The sequence below is a fragment of the Luteimonas sp. TWI662 genome, from assembly GCF_039673825.1.
GTDB lineage: Bacteria > Pseudomonadota > Gammaproteobacteria > Xanthomonadales > Xanthomonadaceae > Luteimonas.
In genome coordinates, this window is sequence record NZ_JBDJMI010000016.1 from 15,405 (window position 1) to 34,809 (window position 19,405).

20 protein-coding genes are annotated in these 19,405 nt (G+C 71.2%); 7 read left to right on the forward strand and 13 right to left on the reverse strand.

The features are described from left to right. Positions 1–56: 56 nt before the first annotated feature. Both glyS and glyQ read right to left on the reverse strand, forming a co-directional pair. Complete coding sequence (gene glyS, locus ABE488_RS11940; RefSeq protein ID WP_346448567.1) at positions 57–2,174, reverse strand: glycine--tRNA ligase subunit beta; 2,118 nt, start codon at positions 2,172–2,174, stop codon at positions 57–59. 114 nt (positions 2,175–2,288) lie between these two features. Beyond that, positions 2,289–3,194 (reverse strand): glycine--tRNA ligase subunit alpha, encoded by a 906-nt coding sequence (glyQ, locus tag ABE488_RS11945; RefSeq protein ID WP_346448569.1) that lies wholly within the window; start codon positions 3,192–3,194, stop codon positions 2,289–2,291. Between the two features lie 104 nt (positions 3,195–3,298). On the opposite strand from glyQ, the gene ABE488_RS11950 reads away from it, so the two are divergent. The 3 genes from ABE488_RS11950 (at position 3,299) to ABE488_RS11960 (ending at position 7,104) form a co-directional block, all read left to right on the forward strand. After that, complete coding sequence (locus ABE488_RS11950) at positions 3,299–5,119, forward strand: GspE/PulE family protein (protein WP_346448606.1); 1,821 nt, start codon at positions 3,299–3,301, stop codon at positions 5,117–5,119. 200 nt (positions 5,120–5,319) lie between these two features. Next, positions 5,320–6,069, forward strand: a complete 750-nt coding sequence (locus ABE488_RS11955) for a glutamine amidotransferase (RefSeq protein ID WP_346448570.1) — start codon at positions 5,320–5,322, stop codon at positions 6,067–6,069. Positions 6,070–6,180: 111 nt separating this feature from the next. Beyond that, positions 6,181–7,104 carry a hypothetical protein gene (locus ABE488_RS11960; protein WP_346448572.1) on the forward strand — a complete coding sequence of 308 codons (924 nt, stop codon included), beginning with the start codon at positions 6,181–6,183 and terminating at the stop codon, positions 7,102–7,104. A 14-nt stretch (positions 7,105–7,118) separates the two neighbouring features. Here ABE488_RS11960 and ABE488_RS11965 read toward each other — a convergent pair whose 3' ends face one another. The 5 genes from ABE488_RS11965 to ABE488_RS11985 form a co-directional block, all read right to left on the reverse strand. Beyond that, the gene (locus ABE488_RS11965; RefSeq protein ID WP_346441859.1) at positions 7,119–7,814 is read right to left on the reverse strand and encodes an RDD family protein; all 696 of its coding nucleotides are present in this window, start codon (positions 7,812–7,814) and stop codon (positions 7,119–7,121) included. Next, positions 7,811–8,569, reverse strand: coding sequence for a twin-arginine translocase subunit TatC (gene tatC / locus ABE488_RS11970; RefSeq protein ID WP_346441858.1), 759 nt, complete (start codon positions 8,567–8,569; stop codon positions 7,811–7,813). The genes ABE488_RS11965 and tatC overlap by 4 nt, the downstream gene beginning before the upstream one ends. Beyond that, the gene (gene tatB / locus ABE488_RS11975) at positions 8,553–9,017 is read right to left on the reverse strand and encodes a Sec-independent protein translocase protein TatB (RefSeq protein WP_346448574.1); all 465 of its coding nucleotides are present in this window, start codon (positions 9,015–9,017) and stop codon (positions 8,553–8,555) included. Before tatB ends, tatC begins: the two co-directional genes overlap by 17 nt. 22 nt (positions 9,018–9,039) lie before the next feature. Continuing rightward, positions 9,040–9,267, reverse strand: a complete 228-nt coding sequence (tatA, locus tag ABE488_RS11980) for a Sec-independent protein translocase subunit TatA (protein WP_346441856.1) — start codon at positions 9,265–9,267, stop codon at positions 9,040–9,042. Positions 9,268–9,361: 94 nt separating this feature from the next. Beyond that, positions 9,362–10,222 (reverse strand): lipid-binding SYLF domain-containing protein, encoded by an 861-nt coding sequence (locus ABE488_RS11985; RefSeq protein ID WP_346448575.1) that lies wholly within the window; start codon positions 10,220–10,222, stop codon positions 9,362–9,364. A 159-nt stretch (positions 10,223–10,381) separates the two neighbouring features. Between ABE488_RS11985 and hemH the strand changes: the two genes are divergently transcribed. Beyond that, on the forward strand, positions 10,382–11,374 hold the full coding sequence (hemH, locus tag ABE488_RS11990; RefSeq protein ID WP_346448577.1) for a ferrochelatase: 993 nt from the start codon (positions 10,382–10,384) through the stop codon (positions 11,372–11,374). Next, positions 11,371–12,219 carry an alpha/beta hydrolase gene (locus ABE488_RS11995; RefSeq protein WP_346441853.1) on the forward strand — a complete coding sequence of 283 codons (849 nt, stop codon included), beginning with the start codon at positions 11,371–11,373 and terminating at the stop codon, positions 12,217–12,219. Before hemH ends, ABE488_RS11995 begins: the two co-directional genes overlap by 4 nt. 30 nt (positions 12,220–12,249) lie before the next feature. Here the strand turns inward: ABE488_RS11995 and ABE488_RS12000 are convergent, their stop codons facing one another. The 3 genes from ABE488_RS12000 to ttcA all read right to left on the reverse strand — a co-directional run bounded on the left by ABE488_RS12000 (position 12,250) and on the right by ttcA (position 14,968). Beyond that, complete coding sequence (locus tag ABE488_RS12000) at positions 12,250–13,029, reverse strand: SprT family zinc-dependent metalloprotease (RefSeq protein ID WP_346441851.1); 780 nt, start codon at positions 13,027–13,029, stop codon at positions 12,250–12,252. 37 nt (positions 13,030–13,066) lie between these two features. After that, positions 13,067–13,969, reverse strand: a complete 903-nt coding sequence (locus ABE488_RS12005) for a recombination-associated protein RdgC (RefSeq protein ID WP_183425268.1) — start codon at positions 13,967–13,969, stop codon at positions 13,067–13,069. Between the two features lie 105 nt (positions 13,970–14,074). Further along, positions 14,075–14,968, reverse strand: a complete 894-nt coding sequence (gene ttcA / locus ABE488_RS12010; protein WP_346441849.1) for a tRNA 2-thiocytidine(32) synthetase TtcA — start codon at positions 14,966–14,968, stop codon at positions 14,075–14,077. Positions 14,969–15,181: 213 nt separating this feature from the next. Between ttcA and ABE488_RS12015 the strand changes: the two genes are divergently transcribed. Further along, positions 15,182–16,846, forward strand: a complete 1,665-nt coding sequence (locus tag ABE488_RS12015) for an ATP-binding cassette domain-containing protein (RefSeq protein ID WP_346441848.1) — start codon at positions 15,182–15,184, stop codon at positions 16,844–16,846. A gap of 37 nt (positions 16,847–16,883) precedes the next feature. Here ABE488_RS12015 and ABE488_RS12020 read toward each other — a convergent pair whose 3' ends face one another. Next, positions 16,884–17,462 (reverse strand): hypothetical protein, encoded by a 579-nt coding sequence (locus ABE488_RS12020; protein ID WP_346441847.1) that lies wholly within the window; start codon positions 17,460–17,462, stop codon positions 16,884–16,886. Positions 17,463–17,608: 146 nt separating this feature from the next. Between ABE488_RS12020 and ABE488_RS12025 the strand changes: the two genes are divergently transcribed. Then, positions 17,609–17,818, forward strand: coding sequence for a YdcH family protein (locus ABE488_RS12025; protein ID WP_241944581.1), 210 nt, complete (start codon positions 17,609–17,611; stop codon positions 17,816–17,818). A 41-nt stretch (positions 17,819–17,859) separates the two neighbouring features. On the opposite strand, the gene ABE488_RS12030 is transcribed toward ABE488_RS12025, so the two are convergent. Then, positions 17,860–18,477: a helix-turn-helix domain-containing protein gene (locus ABE488_RS12030; RefSeq protein WP_346441845.1), complete on the reverse strand. Its 618-nt coding sequence runs from the start codon at positions 18,475–18,477 to the stop codon at positions 17,860–17,862. 181 nt (positions 18,478–18,658) lie between these two features. Next, the gene (locus ABE488_RS12035; protein WP_346448580.1) at positions 18,659–19,327 is read right to left on the reverse strand and encodes an ECF-type sigma factor; all 669 of its coding nucleotides are present in this window, start codon (positions 19,325–19,327) and stop codon (positions 18,659–18,661) included. Between the last annotated feature and the right edge of the window lie 78 nt (positions 19,328–19,405).

Here is a 19,405-nt window from a genome sequence, read left to right on the forward strand (position 1 = left end):
GATACCCGGTGCGCGTCAAGAGTCGATTAACGTCGCGCGCGCCCGTGCGGCTCCACTCAAGCCGACAGGTGCCCGATCGCCGCAACGCTGCCCAGGCGGTCGGCCAGCCCCTGCAGCAGGGCCAGGCGGTTGCCGCGCAGCGCCGGGTCGTCGACGTTGACCATCACCGCGTCGAAGAACGCATCGACCTGCGGACGCAGCCGTGCCAGCCGCGTCAGCGCAGCGACGTAGTCACCCTGGGCCAGGGCCGGCCCGGTCTCGCCGTGCGCGGCCGCAACGGCCTCGGCCAGTGCCGCTTCGGCGGGCTCGCGCAGCAGTGCGGCGTCCACGGCGTCGGGAATCGCGTCGTCGGCCTTGCGCAGGATGTTGCGGATGCGCTTGTCGGCCGCGGCCAGCGCGGCGGCTTCGGGCAACTGCGCGAAGGTGCCGATCGCATCGATGCGCCGGTCGAGGTCGTACAGCGAGGCCGGGCGCAGCGCGGCGACCGCAGACAGGTGCGCGGCCGGCACGCCGCGGTCGGCGTAGTAGCCCTTCAGGCGCTCGAGCACGAAGTCATACAGCTCGCCCGCATCGGCCGACACGGTGGCGCCGTCCTTGCCGGTCGGCAACGCGCCGACGCGCTCGACCGCCGTGGCGAGCAGTCGATGCAGGTCGAGGTCGAAGCCGCTTTCGATCAGCGTGCGCGCCAGCCCCAGCGCGGTGCGGCGCAGCGCGAACGGGTCTTTGTTGCCGGTCGGCTTGAGGCCTGCGGCGAAGCCGCCGGCCAGCGTGTCCAGGCGCTCGGCGATCGCCAGCACCTTGCCCAGCGTCGAGAGCGCGATGTCGTCGCCGGCAAAGCGCGGCTGCCAGGCCTCGTCGAGCGCGTTCGCCAGCGCGCTGCGGTCGTCGTCGGACAAGCCGGCCAGCGCCGGGTCGTGCCGGGCGTAGTCCCGTCCGGCGATGCCCTGCAGTTCCGGGAACTCGCCGACCATCCGCGATTGCAGGTCGGCCTTCGACAGTTGCGCTGCGCGCTGGGCGAGCGCAGCGTCGACGCCGACCTGCGGCGCGATCGCCTGCGCCAGCGCCGCCACCCGCGCCACCTTGTCGGCGATGCTGCCCAGCTTGGCCTGGTAGGTCACCGTCCGCAGGCCCTCGTTCATCGCCGACAGGCCCTGCTTGAGGTCTTCGTCGAAGAAGAACTTGGCATCGGCGAAGCGCGGACGGATCACGCGCTCGTAGCCCTTGGCGACCTCGGCCGGGTCCTTGGAGACGATATTGGCGATGCCGATGAAATGCTCGGTCAGCCGGCCGTCGCGCAGGACCGGGAAGAACTTCTGGTTCGCTTCCATCGTCGCGATCAGCGCCTCCTGAGGCACCGCAAGGAACGCGGCCTCGAACGTACACGTCACCGCGCTCGGCCATTCGACCAGGCAGTTCACCTGCTCGAGATTGTCGGCCTCGATGCGCGCGTGGCCGCCGACCGCATGCGCCGCGGTCTCGACCGCATCGGCGATCGTCCGGCGCCGGGCATCGGGATCGACCAGCACCGAGGCTGCACGCAGCGTCTCGACGTAGTCGCCCGGGGCGGCGATCGCCACCGGCGCATCGTGCATGAAGCGGTGGCCGCGGCTGTCGCGGCCGGCGCGGGCGCCGAACAGCTCGGCCTCCACGACCGTATCGCCGTGCAGCGCCACCAGCCAGTGCACCGGGCGTGCGAACGCGTAAGCGTGGGCGCCCCAGCGCATGGGCTTTGGGATCGGCATCGCGGCGATCGCCTCGCGCAGCACCTCGGGCAGCAGCGCGGCGGTGGTCGCGCCGGCGGTCACCGTGCGATGCACGAAGCGCTCGCCCTTGGCGTCGGTGGTCTTCTCCAGTGCGGTCCAGGCGACGCCGGCCTTCGCGGCGAAGCCCTGCAGCGCCTTGGTCGGCTGGCCGTCGGCATCGAGCGCGATATTGAGATACGGCCCCAGCACCTCGCCGCGCTGTTCGGGCTGCTCGGCAGCGACGCCGGGCAGCAGCACCGCCAGGCGCCGCGGCGTGTACAGCGGCTTGGCATCGCCGCGGACCACGTTGATGCCGCGCTTGTCCAGCGCCGCGATCACACCGTCGAAGAACGCCTGGGCCAGGCCGGGCAACGCCTTGACCGGCAGTTCTTCGGTGCCCAGTTCGATCAGCAGGGGCTTGATGTCGGTCATGCGGAAGGACCCTTTCTCTTTTCGCCCGCCGTGCCCGCGGTGCGGGGGAGGGCCGTGTCGACCGCCGGACGGCGGATCATGGAACGTCTTGGCGCCTAGCCGATCCGGGCAGGTTCAGGCCGCGGCGTCGCGCCTGAGCCTCGGGAACCCGAGCTTCTCGCGCTGCGCGTAATAGGCCTTGGCGACCGCCTGGGCCAGCGTGCGCACGCGCAGGATGTAACGCTGGCGTTCGGTGACACTGATCGCACGGCGCGCGTCGAGCAGGTTGAAACTGTGGCTGGCCTTGCAGACCTGCTCGTAGGCCGGCAGCGGCAGGCCGATCTCGACGAGCTTGAGCGCCTCGGCCTCGCAATGGTCGAAGCGATGGAACAGCTCGGCGACGTCGGCGTGCTCGAAGTTGTAGGTGCTCTGCTCGACCTCGTTCTGGTGGTAGACGTCGCGGTAGGTCACCGGCGTGCCGTCGGGGCCGTGGGTCCAGACGATGTCGAACACGTTGTCGACGTTCTGCAGATACATGCACAGGCGTTCGAGCCCGTAGGTGATCTCGCCCAGCACCGGACGGCATTCCAGCCCGCCGGCCTGCTGGAAATAGGTGAACTGGGTCACCTCCATGCCGTTGAGCCAGACCTCCCAGCCCAGGCCCCAGGCGCCGAGTGTCGGCGATTCCCAGTTGTCCTCGACCAGCCGCAGGTCGTGCACCTGCGGGTCGATGCCCAGCTCGCGCAGCGAGCCGAAGTACAGCTCGACGATGTTGTCGGGATTGGGCTTGAGCGCGACCTGGTACTGGTAATAGCGCTGCAGGCGGTTGGGATTGTCGCCGTAGCGGCCGTCGGTGGGGCGGCGGCAGGGCTGCACGTACGCCGCGTTCCACGGCTCGGGGCCGAGCGCTTGCAGGAACGTGGCCGGATGGAAGGTGCCCGCGCCGACCTCCAGGTCCAGCGGCTGGATCAGCACGCAGCCCTGACGGGCCCAATAGGTGTTGAGCGTGAGGATCAGCTCCTGGAACGTCGGTCCGGTCATCGGAGTGGGCGTGGCGGCGGCGCGCTAGTATAGCGGTCCACGCCATGCCGCCCGCCGCGCCAGGCGGCCGCGGCCACGGAGGAACAGGCTTGAACGACCCCCGGATGCCGCCGTCGTCCGCAGGCCATGAGGCCGGCGCGCCCGCCGCGCGGCTGCCGCCCGCGCGGCTGCCGCCCGGGCGGTTGACGTTCGAGCCGGTCGTCGCCGCGCTGGTCGCCGACGGCCTGCTGGCACCGGCCGACGCCGAGCGCGCGCGTGTGGGCGGGCGCGCGACCCGCGGCCTGGAGGCGGTGCATCCGCTGGTGCTGTTGGCCAATCTCAAGCTGCCTTCGGCGTTGCGCCCCGGGCGCGAGTTGGGTCTGGAAGCGTTGACCCAATGGCTGGCGCAGCGCACCGGGCACGCGTATCTGCGCATCGACCCGACCAAGATCGTCGTGGCCGATGTGACCGACCTGGTCTCGCACGCCTATGCCCGCCGGCATCGCATCCTGCCGGTCGAGGTCACCCCCCAGCACGCGCGCATCGCGACCAGCGAACCGCTGGCGCTCGACTGGCTGCCCGATCTGCAGCGCCTGCTGCGTCGGGACATCGACCTGATCGTCGCCAATCCGCTCGACCTGCATCGCTACACGATGGAGTTCTTCGGGGTCACGCGCTCGGTGCGCGGCGCGCGCGACCTGCGCGACGGGGGCGGCAGCGCGCCGTCGTTCGAGCAGTTGGTCGAACTCGGCCGCTCGGGCGACGTCAACGCCGACGACCAGCACATCGTGCACATCGTCGACTGGCTGCTGCAGTACGCCTACGAGCAGCGCGCCTCGGACATTCACCTCGAGCCGCGCCGCGACGTCGGCCGCGTGCGCTTCCGCATCGACGGCGTGCTGCACAAGGTGTTCGAAATGCCGCCGCCGGTGATGACCGCTGCGGTCAGCCGCATCAAGGTGCTCGGGCGCATGGACCTGGCCGAGCGTCGGCGGCCGCAGGACGGCCGCATCAAGACCCGCTCGCCGGGCGGGCGCGAGGTCGAGATGCGCCTGTCGACGATGCCCACCGCATTCGGCGAGAAGTGCGTGATGCGCATCTTCGATCCCGACACCGCCTTCAAGACGATCGCGCAGTTGGGGTTCGACGATGGCGAGGCGACGGCCTGGAACGCGCTGGTGCAGCGCCCGCACGGCATCGTGCTGGTCACAGGCCCGACCGGCTCGGGCAAGACCACGACGCTGTACTCGACGCTACGCGCGTTGGCCACGCCCGACGTCAACGTGTGCACGGTCGAGGACCCGATCGAAATGGTCGCCGTCGAGCTCAACCAGATGCAGGTGCACGCCGCGATCGACCTGACCTTCGCCCAGGGCGTGCGCACGCTGCTGCGCCAGGACCCGGACATCATCATGATCGGCGAGATCCGCGATCTGGACACCGCGCAGATGGCGGTGCAGGCCGCGCTGACCGGCCACCTGGTGCTCTCGACGCTGCACACCAATGACGCGCCGTCGGCGATCACGCGGCTCCTCGATCTGGGGCTGCCGCACTACCTGATCGCGTCCACCCTCAATGGCGTGCTCGCCCAGCGCCTGGTGCGCACGCTGTGCCCGCACTGCCGGAGCGCGCGCGCAGTCGACCCGGACGGCTGGCGCGCGCTGGTCGGCCCCGACGGACCGCCACCGCCGGCGCAGGCCTGTGGTCCGGTCGGCTGCCTGGAATGCCGCAACACCGGCTACCTCGGCCGCGTCGGTCTTTACGAACTGATGCCGGTGACACCGGCGCTGCGGGCATTGATCCAGCCGGAGATGTCCCTGGCCGGTTTTGCCCACGCAGCAGTCGTCGCCGGCCTGCGCACCTTGCGGATGGCCGGCGCGGAGAAGGTCGCGCAGGGGCTGACGACGGTCGAGGAAGTGATGGCGGTGCTGCCGCCACGCGAGTAGACGCGCCGGCTCGGCCCCACCCGGCGCGCTGCGCACGCCGACCTCCCTTGCGGGCGGGGGAGGTGAGATCTCGACGCAGCGTCCTGCCGGCTCGCGACGCACCGCGCCTTCTCCTGTTTCAAGACGGGAAGAGGCGGGGATGGGCGCTTTTCAGCGTTGAGTCGCTACGCTTGCGCTTCCATCCACGCGCTCACACCACGATGGCTTCCGATCTCCCCATCCTGATCCTGCAAACTGGACGGCCGGTCCCGTCGATGCGTCGCTATGGCGGCTTCGCGCACTGGATCCGGGTCGCGGCCGGGCTGGCGCGCGATCAGGTCGCGGTGGTCGATGTCGAAGGCGGTGCGGCATTGCCGCCGGCCGACGCGGTGCGGGCGACGATCGTCACCGGCTCGGGCGCGATGGTCACCGACCGCGCCGAGTGGAGCGAGCGCAGTGCGGTCTGGCTGCGCGATGCCGCGCAGGCGGGCATGCCGCTGCTGGGCATCTGCTACGGCCACCAGCTGATCGCCCACGCGCTCGGCGGCGAGGTCGGCGCCAATCCCGGCGGGCGCGAGATGGGCACGGTGGAGATCGAGACGCTGGCCGCCGCCAGCGACGATCCGCTGTTCCGCGGCTTGCCGCCGCGGTTCGCCGCGCAGGTCACGCACCTGCAGAGCGCGCTGGCGCTGCCCGCAGGTGCGGTGCCGCTCGCCCGCTCGGCGCTCGAGCCGCACCATGCCTTCCGCTGGGGCGAGCGGGTCTGGGGCGTGCAGTTCCATCCCGAGTTCAGCGCCACGCACATGCGCGGCTACATCCGCGCCCGGGCGCAGCCGCTGCGCGAGGAGGCCGCCGATCCGGCGGCGATGCTGGCCGCGGTACGGGCCGCGCCGCATGCGCGCACGGTGCTGCGGCGCTTCGCGGCCGTCTGCGCTCTGCCACCGAGGCCAGCGGTCGGTGAGCGGCGCTGACCACGTAACAGTGGCGGCTTGGCGTGCGGCCTGCGCGCCGCGTGCATCGGCACTGCAGTACGATGGCCGGCCTCGTGGCACGACGCCACGTGCGGAACGGGAAGCAGCGGGATGACGATTCGGAGCGTGGGAGCGGGCCACGGCTGGCAGTGGCTGGTGCAGGCGGTCAACGTCGGCCGCGGCAATCCCCGGGCGGTGTACGGCGCGGTGGCCATCGTGTCGCTGCTGGCGTTGCTGCCCAGCGTGCTGCAGTTGGTGCTGCAGCTCGCATTCGGGCTCGATGCGCAGTCGCAACTGATGCTGATCGGCGCGCTCTCGCTGGTCTCGATCCTGGTCTACCCGCTGCTGATCGGCGGCGTGTTGCGGGTCATCGATGCGGTCGAGCATGGCCGGCCGGCACGACCGGGCGACCTGTTCTCGGTGTTCTCGGTCGGTGCCGGGCGCCTGGTCGGGTTCGGGCTGTTGATGGGCGCGCTGTACATCGCCACGTTCTACACGCTGGTCAGCCTGTTCGGCGACGGCGTGCCGGAGTGGTACCTGGAGATCATGACGATCACCCAGGAGATGGGCGCCAGCCAGACCCCGCCGTCCGCGCCGCCCGAGCTGCCGATGCCGCCTGCGGGGATCGGTCCGTTGATGGCGCTGGGCCTGCTGTTTGGCATGTTCTATGCGACCGTCTATGCGATCGGGCTGGGCCAGGTCGCGCTGGGCGGGCGCAGCGTGTTCGCGGCGTTCGGCGATGGCGTGCTGGCCACGCTCAAGAACGTACTGCCGGTGTTGGTGATCGCTGCGCTGGCGATGGCGGGCGGTTTTGCGCTGATCCTGGTGTTCGGCGTGGTGGCGTCGCTGGTGACGATCGTCGCCGGGCTGCTGCATCCGGCGCTGGGCGCCTTCCTGGTGCTGCCGATGTACCTGGCGCTGCTGCTGGTGCTGTACGTGGTGATGTTCGGTGCGATGTACGTCATGTGGCGCGACATCTGTGGCGATGCCGCCGCGCCGGCCGGACCGCCCCCGGGCTCGACGATCGAACTGTAGGCCGACGCGGGCGCTTACAGCCCCAGCGTCGCGTCCAGCGCGGCGGTCACGCTGCGGTCGACGGCGTGCATCAGCCAGGCCAACAGCAGGAAGCAGGCCGGCAACTGCAGCGCCAGCCACAGCCGCACGGGCAGGGGCATCGGCCGCGCATCGACGCGGACCACGCGGGTCCCGGCGATCCGGTCGTGCAAGGCTTGGTGGCGCGGGGCGCGTCCGGCCAGCGCATGGCCGATGTTGAGGCTGGCCCACGACAGCAGGCCGGCCGCCTGGCGCAGCGTCGCGCGCACGGGGCCGGGCGGCAGGCCGTCGTCGTCGACCACGCGCAGGCCCAGCAGGCGCTTGCCTGGTGTCGCCTGCCAGCGCGAGCCTTCGAATCCCGCGAACCAGAACAGGGCCAGCAGCGCAAATGCCAGCATCGGCGGCAGCAGCCAGGCGCTGACTGCGACCGACAACTGGCCGACCGCGGCGTGCAGCGCAGGATCGGCCAGCCAGGTCCGGGCCAGCGCCGCCGGTGCGACGCCGCGGTCGGCGGCGTCGGCCATCGTGCCGGCCATCGTCAGGCTCAGTGCGTCGAGCGTCTCGCCGCAGGCGGCCAGCCCCGCGCACAGGCGGCGATGCAGCAGTGCGACGACGACCACGGCGATCGCGGCCGCGTCCAGCGACCAGGCCGCATAGCGGCGCGGCAGCGACGTCGGCGCGCCCGCGCTCATGCGCGGTCTTGCAGCGGGCCGGGCTTGGGCGCCAGCAATCGGGCGGCGATGATGCCGGCCTCGTAGAGCAGGCACATCGGCACGGCCAGCATCAGCTGGGAGACCACGTCGGGCGGGGTGATCACCGCCGCCAGCACGAACACGCCGACCACCGCGTAGCCGCGCGCCTCGCGCAACTGGTCGGTGGTCACCCAGCCCAGCAGCACCAGGATCACCAGCGCCACCGGCAACTCGAAGCTCAGGCCGAACGCCAGGAAGATCACCAGCACGAAGTTCAGGTAGGCGTTGATGTCGGTCATCATCGCCACGCCATCGGGGGTGACCAGAGTCAGGAACCGGAACACCGACGGCAAGACGAAGAAGAAGGCGAACGCGCAGCCGATGTAGAACAGCGCGACCGCCGAAGCCAGCAGCGGCAGCGCCAGCCGCTTCTCGCGCTTGTACAGGCCCGGCGCGACGAACGCCCAGGCCTGGTACAGCAGCCAGGGCATGGTCGCCACCAGCGCGGTGAAGAATGCGAGCTTGAGCGGCGCGAAGAACGGCGAGGCGACCTCGACCGCGATCAGGTGCGCGCCTTCGGGCAGCTTGTCGAGCAGCGGCTGGGCGAGCAGGCCGTACAGGCGATTGGCGAACGGCAGCAAGACCACCAGCACGATGCCGGTGCCGGCCAGGCCGCGCATCAGGCGCATGCGCAGCTCGATCAGGTGATCGACCAGGCTGCCCTCGCCTGCGTCGTCGTCAGCGTGCCGCGCCATCGCCGGCCTCCTGGGGGACGCGTGGGGGCGAGGTCGGATCGGCGGCGATCGCGCCTGGCGGCAGTGCGGGCATCTCGGGGTCGGCGGCGGGCGGGGCCGAGGCCTGCGCCTGGGGCGCAGCCGGGGGGGCGGGCACGCGCCGGGCCTCGTCGGCCAGTTCGGCGGCGCCGCGACGGACCGCGTCGAACTCGTCGCGCACCTTGCTCTGGGCATCGCGCAACTGGGTGCTGACATCGGCGATCGAACGCTGCGCGTCCTGGACGCTGCGCTTGAGCTCCTCGGCCTCGAGTTCGCGTTCCAGTTCGGCCTTGACCGAGTGCCACTGGGTGCGCGCCCGGCGGACCCACAGCCCGGCGAAACGCGCGGCCTTGGGCAATCGCTCCGGGCCGAGCACGATCAACGCGACCACCGCGATGATCAGCAGTTCGCCGGACCCGATCCCGAACATCGTCGCGCGCGTCGACCCGCGATCAGCGCGGGGTGTGGTCTTCGCGTCGCGCGCGGTCGGCGGTCGACTCCGACTCCCGCGAACGGTCGTCGAGACGCTCGGGCGGCACATCGTCGTCGTGCATGCCCTTCTTGAAGCCCTTGACCGCCTCGCCGAGGTCGCGCCCGGCACCGCGCAGCCGCTTGGTGCCGAACACCAGCAGCACGACGAGCAGGACGATGAGCCAATGCCAGATGCTGAAACTGCCCATGGCGGGACCAGTCTGATTCGAGTGGACGGCTAGGATAGCGCACCGACCACGCCCGCCGGCCTCACGCGCCAATGGAGCGCGGGCCCGGCGGTGCTTACGGCAGCGGTTCGACCTGCGCGGGCTGGTCGTTGACGGTCTCGAAGGGCTGCGGCGTCGGGTCGTAGGACTGCGCCGGCAGCGTGGTCGCCTCGGGGACGCCCTGAATCCGCGGCGCCGGCTGCGCGGCACCCGAGGCCACGGCGGCGCCGCCGCGGGCCACGCGCGCGGTGGCGCTGGCCTCTTCCAGACGATCGCGGAAATCGACGATCGCGCCCGACGGCGCCTGACCGGGCCGGTTCTCGAGAATCGCGCGCGGCGTGGTGGTGTTGCCATAGACCGCGACATTGGCCTCGTCGTCGATCGACAGCACCGCGCCGTCGAGCGCGACGCCGGCAAACAGGCCGCGTGCACGCGACCACGACCAGATCTCGGCCTTGAGCTGGCCATCGGTCAGCGCCGCCGCATTGCGGCCCACCGGACCGGCGGCGACGCCGGCATCGGCGCCCAGGGTGAACTTGCCGTTGACGATCGATTCGAGACTGCGTTCGTTGCGGAACACCAGCACCACATCCGAAGACTGCACGCCGGCCTGCAGGCCGATGCTGCCGCCGGTGAGCTTGACGAAGGCGGGGTTGGACCAGGTGCCGTCGGCGGTCCGCACCGACAGCAGGCCATGACCACGACGACCGCCGATGACCAGGCCGGCCTTCACGGTGTCGGGGATCACGATGATCGCGCGGGCCTCGTCGAGCAGTTTGTCCGGGATGCCGGACTCGGGGATCGCCTGGATCTCGTTGAGCACGCGCACCGCATTCTGGGCCCGCGCGTCCTCCCGTGGACCTGCGAGAGCAGGGCCTGCGACGAGCGCGACGGCGAGACCGGCGATCAACAGGGAACGACGCGGGGACAGGCGCATGGAAGGCTCCGGAAAATGAGAAGGGGCGAGGGCGCAACGCGGCGCGGAGCGGCCGATTCAGGCTAGTGACGAGGCCATGAATCGTGCATGAGTTCGGCCGGCTGCGGCGCGGCGATCGTGTCGGCTGCATTGCGGCGGCCAGCCTGCCATCCTATGCGGATGTCCGCTCATCCGCTTCCGCCAGGCGCCGCGCCGGTCGCCACCGCCGTGCTGATCGTCAACCTCGGTACGCCCGATGCGCCCACCGCCGACGCGGTGCGGGCGTACCTGGACGAATTTCTGTCCGATCCGCGCGTGGTGCGCCTGCCGCGCTGGTTGTGGCTGCCGTTGTTGCGCCGGGTGATCCTGCCGCGACGCTCGCCCAAGGTCGCGCACAAGTACGCCGAGATCTGGCTCGATGGCGGCTCGCCGCTGGCGGTGTACACGCGTCGGCTGGCCGAGGCGGTCGATGCGCGGATGCCCGAGCTGCGTGTGGTCCACGCGATGCGCTACGGCCGCCCGGCGCTGGCGCCGACGATGCGCGCGCTGGCCGCCGAGGGCATCGGCCGGATCCTGGTGCTGCCGCTGTATCCACAGTATTCGACGACGACCACCGCCTCGGTCGCCGACCGCATCGCCGAAACCCCGATCGACGGCGTCGAGGTCCGCATGATCGAGGACTACGCACGCGACCCGGGCTGGCTGCAGGCGCTGGCCGCTTCGGTGCAGGCGCATCGCCAGGCGCATGGCCGGGGCGAGGTGTTGTTGTGCTCGTTCCACGGCATTCCCCAGCGCATCGTCGACCAGGGCGATCCCTACGCCGAGCGCTGCGAGGCGACGTTCCGCGGGCTGGTGGACGCCCTGGGCAGCGAAGCCGGCGACTGCCGCATGGCCTACCAGTCCCGCTTCGGCGCCGGCAAGTGGCTGCAGCCGGCGACCGATGCCACCCTGATCGCGATGGCCAAGGCGGGCGTGCGCGAGGTCGATGTGCTGTGCCCGGGCTTTCCGGCCGACTGCCTGGAGACGCTCGAGGAAATCGCGATGCAGAACGCCGAGTTGTTCGTCGCCAACGGCGGCACGCGGCTGCGCTACATCCCCTGCCTCAACGACGCGCCCGCGCATGCCGACGCGATGGCGACGCTGCTGCGCCGCGAACTGGACACATGGGCATGACCGGCGCGGACTTCGCACTGGAGATCGGTATTGGTACCGTCCGCGGCCTGCGCTTCGGAACCCTGGGCGCGCGCCGGGTGCTGGCGCTGCACGGCTGGCTCGACAACGCCGCGAGCTTCGGGCCGCTGGCCGCGCATCTGGACGGGCTCGATCTGGTCGCGCCCGACCTGCCCGGACACGGCCGCAGCGTGCACATGCCCAAGGGGACCGACTACACCTTCGTCGGCGCGGTGCACCAGGTGCTCGATATCGCCGATGCGCTGCAGTGGGACCGCTTCGCGCTGCTCGGACACTCGATGGGCGCGGGCATCGCCAGCCTGGTCGCCGCCGCGTGTCCGGAGCGGGTCGAGCGGCTGGTCGCGATCGAGGCGCTCGGGGCGTTGCCCGAGACCGAGGACAACACTGTCGTGCGGCTGCGCGAAGCGGTGACGTCCGCGCGTGGACTGGGCGAACGGCCCCTGCGCGTGTTTCCCGATCTCGATGCCCCGGTGCGTGCGCGCATGCGGGTCAATGCGCTGTCGGAAGGATCGGCGCGCCGGTTGGTCGAGCGCGGCGTGCAGGCCGTCGACGGCGGCCACGTGTGGTGCAGCGATCCGCGGCTGACCGTGCCGACCGCGGTGCGCATGACGCCCGGCCAGGTCGATGCGCTCGTGGCCGGCATCGACTGCCCGACCCGGGTGATCTATGCCGACCCACCGCAGGACTATCTGCCCGAGCCCGACCGCAGCCGCCGCGCGCGCCTGCTGCCCGATGGCGACCTGGTCGTGATCGCAGGCGGGCACCATCTGCACATGGAGCAGCCCGACGCGGTCGCCGCGGCGATCGGGGATTTCCTCCAGCATTGAGTCCCCTGCGGCGCGCGCGTCGCTCGGCGCTCACCCTGTCAGCAGCGTGTGCAGCGTGCCCTTGAGCCGTCGCCCTTCGCTGCGGAAGTAATCGCGTGCCCGCCGCCAGTCGGGGCAGCGCGCCTCGACCTCGCGCCAGAATGCGCGCGAGTGGTCGGCATGCACCAGGTGGCAGAGCTCGTGCACCAGCACGTACTCGAACGCCGACGGCGTGCCGAGCACCAGGGCCAGGTCGAGCGCGAGCGTGCCGTCGGGCGCCAGTGAGCCCCACTGCGAGGACATCGGCCGGATCCGGATCCGCGACGGCGTACGCGGCAGGCCGGGCAGGTAGCCGGGCAGCCAGCGGGCGACGTCGGCGCGCGCCTGGGCTTCGTAGAACTCCCGCAGCGCGCGCTGCAGCGCCGCCGGACCGGCCTGTGCGGGCGCGGCGAACACCAGATGCTCGCCGTCCGCTCGGACGTGGGCGAAGCGACCGGATTGCCAATCCACCGCGTGCAGCGCGCCGCGCAGCGGCAAGTGCGTGGTCAGGTCGCGGTGCAGCGGCGAGGTCTCGCCGTGTTCGGCCAACTGCTCGGCGAGCCACGCGCGGTGCTGGTACACGAAGGCCTCGCCGGCCGCGAGACTGGCGCGCAGCGGCAGCGTCAACCGCGCGCCACGCTCGCTGACGCTCAGGCGAATGCGGCGCGCACGCGGATCGCGCACGCGCAGCACCTGGATCCGGCGGCCGTCGTCGAGCCGGACCTCGAGCGTGTCGCGACGCACCGGCGTGGCAGCCGGGGACGACGAGGTCAGGCGCGAGGACGGCGGCATGGGCGGAGTGTAAGGCGCGCGCAGGGCGCGCCTGCGCTCATTCGACCTTCGAGAGCTTGAACGCGCCTTCGAGCACCTTGAACAGCCGCTTGAACTCGCCGCGCATCAACGCAAACCGCGCATCGAGTTCGGCCTGGCGGTCGTCGGCGTCGGTGTGCTCGAGCGTGTCGAGGGCGCCGTCGAGCAGCTTGAACTTGCGCACGATCAGGTCCTCGCCGAGCACGAACTCGATCTGGTCGTCGAGCGTGAGCGCCAGCTTGGTCACCTGCTTGCCGGCGTCGAGATGGCGGGTGATCTCCTCGCACTGCAGGTCCTGCCGCTGGCACTTGACGATCGCGCCCTGGTCGGACGGATCCTTCAGCTCGCACTCTTCACCCAGCGCCAGGCCATCGGGCAACGGCTCGCCGGCGATCCAGCCAGTCATCACCGCGCGCGGCGAGGTCTCGGCGTTGAGCGGCAGCGCCGGGAAGCTGCCCATCGCGGTGCGCACCTGGCTGACCACGTTCTCGGCGCTCTTGCGGCTGGAGGTGTTGACCGCGATCACGCCCAGTTCCAGGTCGATCAACGCATCCGAGCGCACCGGGCGCACGAATGCACGCGGCAGCAGCTCCTGCAGGATGTCGTCCTTCATCTGCTTGCGCATCTTACCGCCCGGCTTGCGCGCGTTCTTTTCCTCGTACTCCTCGATGCGCACGGCCAGGAACTCGTTGACCACCGCGCCGGGCAGGATCTTCTCCTGGCCGCCGACGGCCAGCCAGATCCCGTCTTCCATGCGGTGGGTCAGTGCATCGGCCTCGCGGCCCAGCGCCGGCACGAAGCCGTGGGTGGACATCTCCAGCGGGCCGACGTCGCGCAGGCGGAACTCGCCGACCTGGGTCTCCAGTTCGGAGACATCGACGGAGGTGGGGAAGCGGAACAGGGTCAGATTCTTGAAGAACATCGAAAGGCCGTGATTGGGATGGGGGATTGAAAAAGGAACAAGCCGTGGCGCCGCCATCGCGTGCGCGGCCTGCTGCCACGTCACCGGACGCGGCGGCGTCGCGGCTCAGTCGCGAACGTCGTGCGGCGCGCCGGCCAGCCAGTCGTGCGCGTCGGGCAAGGCCGCGCTGCGGCTGCCCAGCGACAGGAAGTCGAACAGTTTCGGATCGCTGAGCTGCGAGGGGCGGATGTCGCCGAGCGCGCGCGCGATGGTTTCGATGCGCCCGGGGTGCGTCTTCTCCCACTGCGCCATCATCAGCCCGACCTGCTTGCGCTGCAGGTTCTCCTGCGAGCCGCACAGATTGCACGGGATGATCGGGAAGGCCTTGGCGTCGGCGTAGGCGACGATGTCGGCCTCGGCGACATAGGCCAGCGGGCGGATCACCACATGCTTGCCATCGTCGCTGCGCAGCTTGGGCGGCATGCCGCTGAGCTTGGCGTGGAAGAACAGGTTGAGAAAGAACGTGGCCACCAGGTCGTCGCGGTGGTGGCCCAGCGCGATCTTGGTGAAGCCGTTGGCCTCGGCGTAGGTGTACAGCGCGCCGCGGCGCAGCCGCGAACACAGCGAGCACATCGTTTTGCCTTCGGGCACGACGCGCGAGACGACCGAATAGGTGTCCTGCTCGATGATGTGGAAATCCACGCCGAGCGTGCGCAGGTACTCGGGCAGGATGTGCTCGGGAAAACCGGGCTGCTTCTGGTCCAGGTTGACCGCGGTGATCGAAAACGACACCGGCGCCTTGGCCTGCAACTGCAGCAGGATGTCGAGCAGTGTGTAGCTGTCCTTGCCGCCCGACAGGCAGACCATCACCTTGTCGCCGTCCTCGATCATCCCGAAGTCGGCAATCGCGCGTCCCACCTGGTGGCGCAGGCGCTTGCCCAGTTTCTGGGTCTCGTGCGCCGCGCGGCGCGGGTCGAGCGTGCGGGGCAGGGGGTCTGGCAGGGGCAGGACGGTGCTCATCGCCCATAGTCTAACGGCGCCGGCCTGCGCGGCTGCGACCTGCGTTCAGCGCGCGTGCCGCGTGCTGCGGGCAGGCGCGCCTTATACTGCGGCCGACCGCCGGCGCCCGTCGCGCCGCCCTTGGGAGACCCGCAGACGTGAAGCACTGAGCCGACATCCGAGCCGCCGTCCTCCGCTCGAGGACGCCATTCGAGTCTGCGCACAGGTCACGTCATGTCCTCTGTTCCGTTCCCGGGCTTCGCCCCGGCCGGCGTCGTCCCGTCGGACGCCGCACCTTCCGATCCGCTGCATGCCCGCAACCTGACGGCGACGCTCGCCGATGGGCGGGTGCTCTACGCCGGTCTCGACCTGCGCCTGCCCGCCGGGCCGAGTGCGCTGGTCGGCGACAACGGCAGCGGCAAGTCGACCCTGCTGCGCCAGCTCGCCGGCGACCGATCCCCCGAGGGCGGCCGGGTGCACCGCACCGCGGACCTGGCCTGGCTGCCGCAGGTACCGGCGACATTGCCGGCGCGGGTGATCGACCTGCTCGGCGACGGTCCGCGCCTGGATGCGCTGCGCCGGCTGCTGGCCGGTGACGGCTGCGCCGAGGATGTGGTGCGCGTCGGCGAAGACTGGACGCTGGAGACGACCTGGCGCGAGCGCCTGGATGCCCTGGGACTGGAGGGCGTCGGCCTGGACGCGGATCCGGCGCGGCTGTCGGGCGGCGAGCGCCAGCAACTGCGCCTGCTGGCGATCGCGCATTCTCCCGCGCCGATCCTGTTGCTGGACGAGCCGAGCACCTTCCTCGACGCCGAGGCCTCGATGCATTGGCAGGACGTGTTCGCGCGTCGCAGCGGCGCGGTGCTCGTGGCGAGCCACGATGCGGCGTGGTTGCACGCGATGCCGCGATTGTTCGAACTGCGTGCCGGCGCGCTGCATCGTGTCGACGGCGGTCTTGCTGCCTGGCGCGCCGTGCGCGCAGACCGCCTGCGCCAGGGCGAGGCGGCGTTGCAGCAGGCCCGGGTCGCGCGCACGCGGACCCAGCAGGCGGTCGCGCGCGAGCGCCAACGTCTGGAACAACGACAGGCCCGCGGCCGCCGCGCCGATCGCGACGCCAATCAGTCGCCGTTGCTGCTCGATCGCCTCGCCGACAATGCCGAGCGCGGCCAGGGCCGTCGGCGGGTGGCGCTCACCCAGCGGCTCGACGCCGGGGAGCAGGCGGTACGCGCGGCCTTCGACGCGCTCGATGCCCCCGCCGCGCCGCAGTTCGTGCAGGCGGCAGTGGCCTTGCCGCCGGGCCGGCAGGTGCTGGCCATCGCGCAGGCGCATCCGACCTGCGCCCATCCGGTCGCCGCACTCGACTGGCAGGCGAGCGGGCCGGTGCGGATCGGGCTGACCGGCCGCAACGGCAGCGGCAAGAGCACCCTGCTGCGTGCGCTGCTCGGCCAGGCCAGGCTCGCCAGCGGGTCTGCCCGGGCGCTGGTGCCGGCGCAGACGCTCGACCAGCACCTCGACGGCCTGCCGGGCGAGACCGGGGCGCTGGACTGGCTGCAGGCGGCGATGCCCGGGCAGGCGCGCGCGACGATCGCGACCCGGCTCGCGTTGCTGGGGCTGGGCCGCGACCACGTCGAACGGCCGATGCGCACGCTCTCGGGCGGCGAGCGGATGCGCGTGGCGATCGCCGCGGCGGCGTGGGTCACGCCGGCCGCACCGTTGTTGTTGCTCGACGAGCCGGCCAGTCACCTCGACCCGGGCAGCGTCGATGCGCTGGTCGCGCTGCTGCGCGCCTGGCCCGGTGCGCTGCTCGTGGTGTCCCACGATGCCGACCTGCTCGAGGCGATCGGGCTCGACATCGGCCTGCGGCTGGATGCGGACGGGCTGCGCCTGCACCCGGTGTGAGGCCGGCGCCCGGGTGTGAGGGGCGCCGGCCGCAGCGTCAGGGCACCCAGACCAGGTTGCGGGTGTTGGCGTCGGTGCTGATGTCGCGCACGCGACCGGACCCGTCGAACAGCACCTGGAACTCGGCGAAGCTGCTGAGCCAGTAGCGCCACAGCGGCGCCTCGAGGTCGGGGTTCTCGCTGCTGATCGGATAGCCGAGCGAGGTGATGACCTGCTCGCGGGTCATGCCCGGGGTGATCTTGGCGCGGCGCACCGCCTCCTGCACCTTGGCCGGCCAGCTCGCGATCTTCGCCGCCGGGTCTTCGGTCACGACGTAGCGGCGTGCGAAGGTGTCCAGATCGAGGTCGCGGCTGTAGTCGTTGCCGATCGACTGGCGTTGGCCGTCGATCCGGACGTTGACGCGGTAGCGGCCGTGGCCGGTGACGCTGGCCGGGGTGCCGGCCGGGATCACGCGCTTGCCGTTTTCGGCATAGTTGCTGTCGCTGATCCAACTGCCGTCGCTGCGCAGGTTGCAGCACAGGTAGCCGTCGTACTTGGACTGGGCGCTGGCGGAGGTGGCGCAGGCGGCGAGCAGCGCGGCGCAGGCGATCGACAGAGAGCTTGCTTGGATTCGCATCGTGTCTTTCCGAAAGCGGACGCGGCCGGAGGCGCCGCGGATCGACGATGGACGACGCGCCATCCCCCGACTGGCGCGATCGCATTCTTGCAGGGCCGGGCGCAGGCGCCAAGCGGGGCCGCGATCGCTCGGGTAAGCTCACGACCATGGCCTTCGAGCGTGCCGACGACTCCCCTGCCCAGCGTCTTGTCGCGTTGCGCGGCGAGCACCGCGAGCTCGATGCACTGATCGACCGTTTGCAGCACGATCCGCTGCACGACGAGGTCATGCTCAAGCGCCTGAAGAAGCGCAAGCTGGCGCTGCGCGATGCGATCGCGCAGCTCGAATCGTCGCTGATCCCCGACGAACCAGCCTGACTCGCCCGTGCCGGCCGCAGGCGCCCGTCGGGCCGGGCGACTTACCAGATCAGCATGTAGCCCAGTCCGTGCACCGTGCGCAGCGGCAGGTCGGTCCCGGCGCGTCGACTGCACTTGCGCCGCAGTCGATGGACCAGCACTTCCAGGCGGTGCGGGTCGAAGGTGTCGATGTCATCGGCCAGGCAGTGGATCAACGTGGCGCGCGCCACCGGGTGTCCGGGGCATACGGCCAGGCGCGCCAGCAGGCGCTGTTCGGCGAGCGTGAGGTCGATGCTGTGGCCGTTGGGCGACACGAGGTGCCAGCCGTGCCCGTCGAGCCGCCAGGTGCCGGTGTCGCGGCCGGCGTCCGGTGGCGTGGACGATGCTGGATGCGCGGGACTGGTGTCGGCGTCGGCCGGCGTTCGAGGCGGCGTGTCCTGATCGGGCGCGTCGCGCTGCGCCGGGGTCTCGACCACGGCTTCGCCTGCGGGAAAAAGGTGGCGGATCGTCAGGATGGCGCCGTCGTCGAAATGCAGGCGCAGACCGTCGCCGACGCGCTCGAAGCGCCCGGCCGCGTCGGGACCGATCCGGGAGGCGACCACGCGCCACTGGGACGCGTCGTCGCCATGCACGGCCGGGGCGATGGGGGGCGGGACCTGCTGTAAGGGGGGAGTAGGCATGCCTGGCTGCTCGGAAAATCGGACATCGGTTGCGGGGCGTGCGCGGGCGGTGGACGGTCGAGCGGGGGCTCGGCCATCGATGCGCGGCGGTGCGGGCCGCGCGCGCGCAGCCTCTGTCCAGTTGATTCGCGAAAAGCCGCCGGAACAGGACAACCCGGTCGACGAACGCTGCGTTCAGCCGTTAGGCGCGATCGCCCGTCGGCTGCGATGGCCCGGGACGCGTGCCGACAGGACGGTCCAGTTGCGCCTGCAGGAACGCGCGCGCCTTGCGCCAGTCGCGTCGGACGGTGCGCACCGCAACGTCGAGCAGCGACGCGATCTCGGCTTCGTCCAGTCCGGCGAAGTAGCGCAGCTCGACGACCTGCGCCAGGCGCGGGTCGAGGGTCTCGAGCGCCTGCAGGGCGCTGTGGATGCTCAGCAGTTGATCGAGTTCGAGCGCGTCGCCAGGCACAGCGCGTGCTTCGGCGCTGGCGACGACCAGGATGTCCCGCCCCCGCTTGCTGGCAGTCGCCCGACGCGCCTGGTCGACCAGCACGAACCGCATCGCGCGCGCGAGCAGTGCGACGAGGTGCGCGCGCGAGTCGGCCGGGACATGCGCGCGTGCGAGCTTGATCCAGGTCTCGCTGATCAGCGAGGTCGGCGAGTGGCTGGCGATCGCCAGCCGGCGGATTTCCGACTTGGCGATCCGATGCAGATCGTCGTAGAGCAGACGGTAGATGGTGTCCCAGGCAGCGGCATCCCCATCGCCGGCCTCGGCAAGCAGGCGGGCGATGGCCGGATCGAGCGCATCGCCATCGCGCAGCGCGGTCGTATCCGACCGCGCCGGGGCGGGATGTACGGTCGCGTTCATGGGCCCGGTTGGTGTCCACTCCTGACTGCCGATCGCGGTCGATGCATGCTAGTGCATCCCCACCGATCCGGTGCGCAC

Excerpts from the sequence above, each read along its gene's own strand:
- glyS (WP_346448567.1), bottom strand. The coding sequence starts at position 2,174 with ATGACCGACATCAAGCCCCTGCTGATCGAACTGGGCACCGAAGAACTG.
- glyQ (WP_346448569.1), bottom strand. The coding sequence starts at position 3,194 with ATGACCGGACCGACGTTCCAGGAGCTGATCCTCACGCTCAACACCTAT.
- ABE488_RS11950 (WP_346448606.1), top strand. The coding sequence starts at position 3,299 with ATGCCGCCGTCGTCCGCAGGCCATGAGGCCGGCGCGCCCGCCGCGCGG.
- ABE488_RS11955 (WP_346448570.1), top strand. The coding sequence starts at position 5,320 with ATGGCTTCCGATCTCCCCATCCTGATCCTGCAAACTGGACGGCCGGTC.
- ABE488_RS11960 (WP_346448572.1), top strand. The coding sequence starts at position 6,181 with ATGACGATTCGGAGCGTGGGAGCGGGCCACGGCTGGCAGTGGCTGGTG.
- ABE488_RS11965 (WP_346441859.1), bottom strand. The coding sequence starts at position 7,814 with ATGAGCGCGGGCGCGCCGACGTCGCTGCCGCGCCGCTATGCGGCCTGG.
- tatC (WP_346441858.1), bottom strand. The coding sequence starts at position 8,569 with ATGGCGCGGCACGCTGACGACGACGCAGGCGAGGGCAGCCTGGTCGAT.
- tatB (WP_346448574.1), bottom strand. The coding sequence starts at position 9,017 with ATGTTCGGGATCGGGTCCGGCGAACTGCTGATCATCGCGGTGGTCGCG.
- tatA (WP_346441856.1), bottom strand. The coding sequence starts at position 9,267 with ATGGGCAGTTTCAGCATCTGGCATTGGCTCATCGTCCTGCTCGTCGTG.
- ABE488_RS11985 (WP_346448575.1), bottom strand. The coding sequence starts at position 10,222 with ATGCGCCTGTCCCCGCGTCGTTCCCTGTTGATCGCCGGTCTCGCCGTC.
- hemH (WP_346448577.1), top strand. The coding sequence starts at position 10,382 with ATGTCCGCTCATCCGCTTCCGCCAGGCGCCGCGCCGGTCGCCACCGCC.
- ABE488_RS11995 (WP_346441853.1), top strand. The coding sequence starts at position 11,371 with ATGACCGGCGCGGACTTCGCACTGGAGATCGGTATTGGTACCGTCCGC.
- ABE488_RS12000 (WP_346441851.1), bottom strand. The coding sequence starts at position 13,029 with ATGCCGCCGTCCTCGCGCCTGACCTCGTCGTCCCCGGCTGCCACGCCG.
- ABE488_RS12005 (WP_183425268.1), bottom strand. The coding sequence starts at position 13,969 with ATGTTCTTCAAGAATCTGACCCTGTTCCGCTTCCCCACCTCCGTCGAT.
- ttcA (WP_346441849.1), bottom strand. The coding sequence starts at position 14,968 with ATGAGCACCGTCCTGCCCCTGCCAGACCCCCTGCCCCGCACGCTCGAC.
- ABE488_RS12015 (WP_346441848.1), top strand. The coding sequence starts at position 15,182 with ATGTCCTCTGTTCCGTTCCCGGGCTTCGCCCCGGCCGGCGTCGTCCCG.
- ABE488_RS12020 (WP_346441847.1), bottom strand. The coding sequence starts at position 17,462 with ATGCGAATCCAAGCAAGCTCTCTGTCGATCGCCTGCGCCGCGCTGCTC.
- ABE488_RS12025 (WP_241944581.1), top strand. The coding sequence starts at position 17,609 with ATGGCCTTCGAGCGTGCCGACGACTCCCCTGCCCAGCGTCTTGTCGCG.
- ABE488_RS12030 (WP_346441845.1), bottom strand. The coding sequence starts at position 18,477 with ATGCCTACTCCCCCCTTACAGCAGGTCCCGCCCCCCATCGCCCCGGCC.
- ABE488_RS12035 (WP_346448580.1), bottom strand. The coding sequence starts at position 19,327 with ATGAACGCGACCGTACATCCCGCCCCGGCGCGGTCGGATACGACCGCG.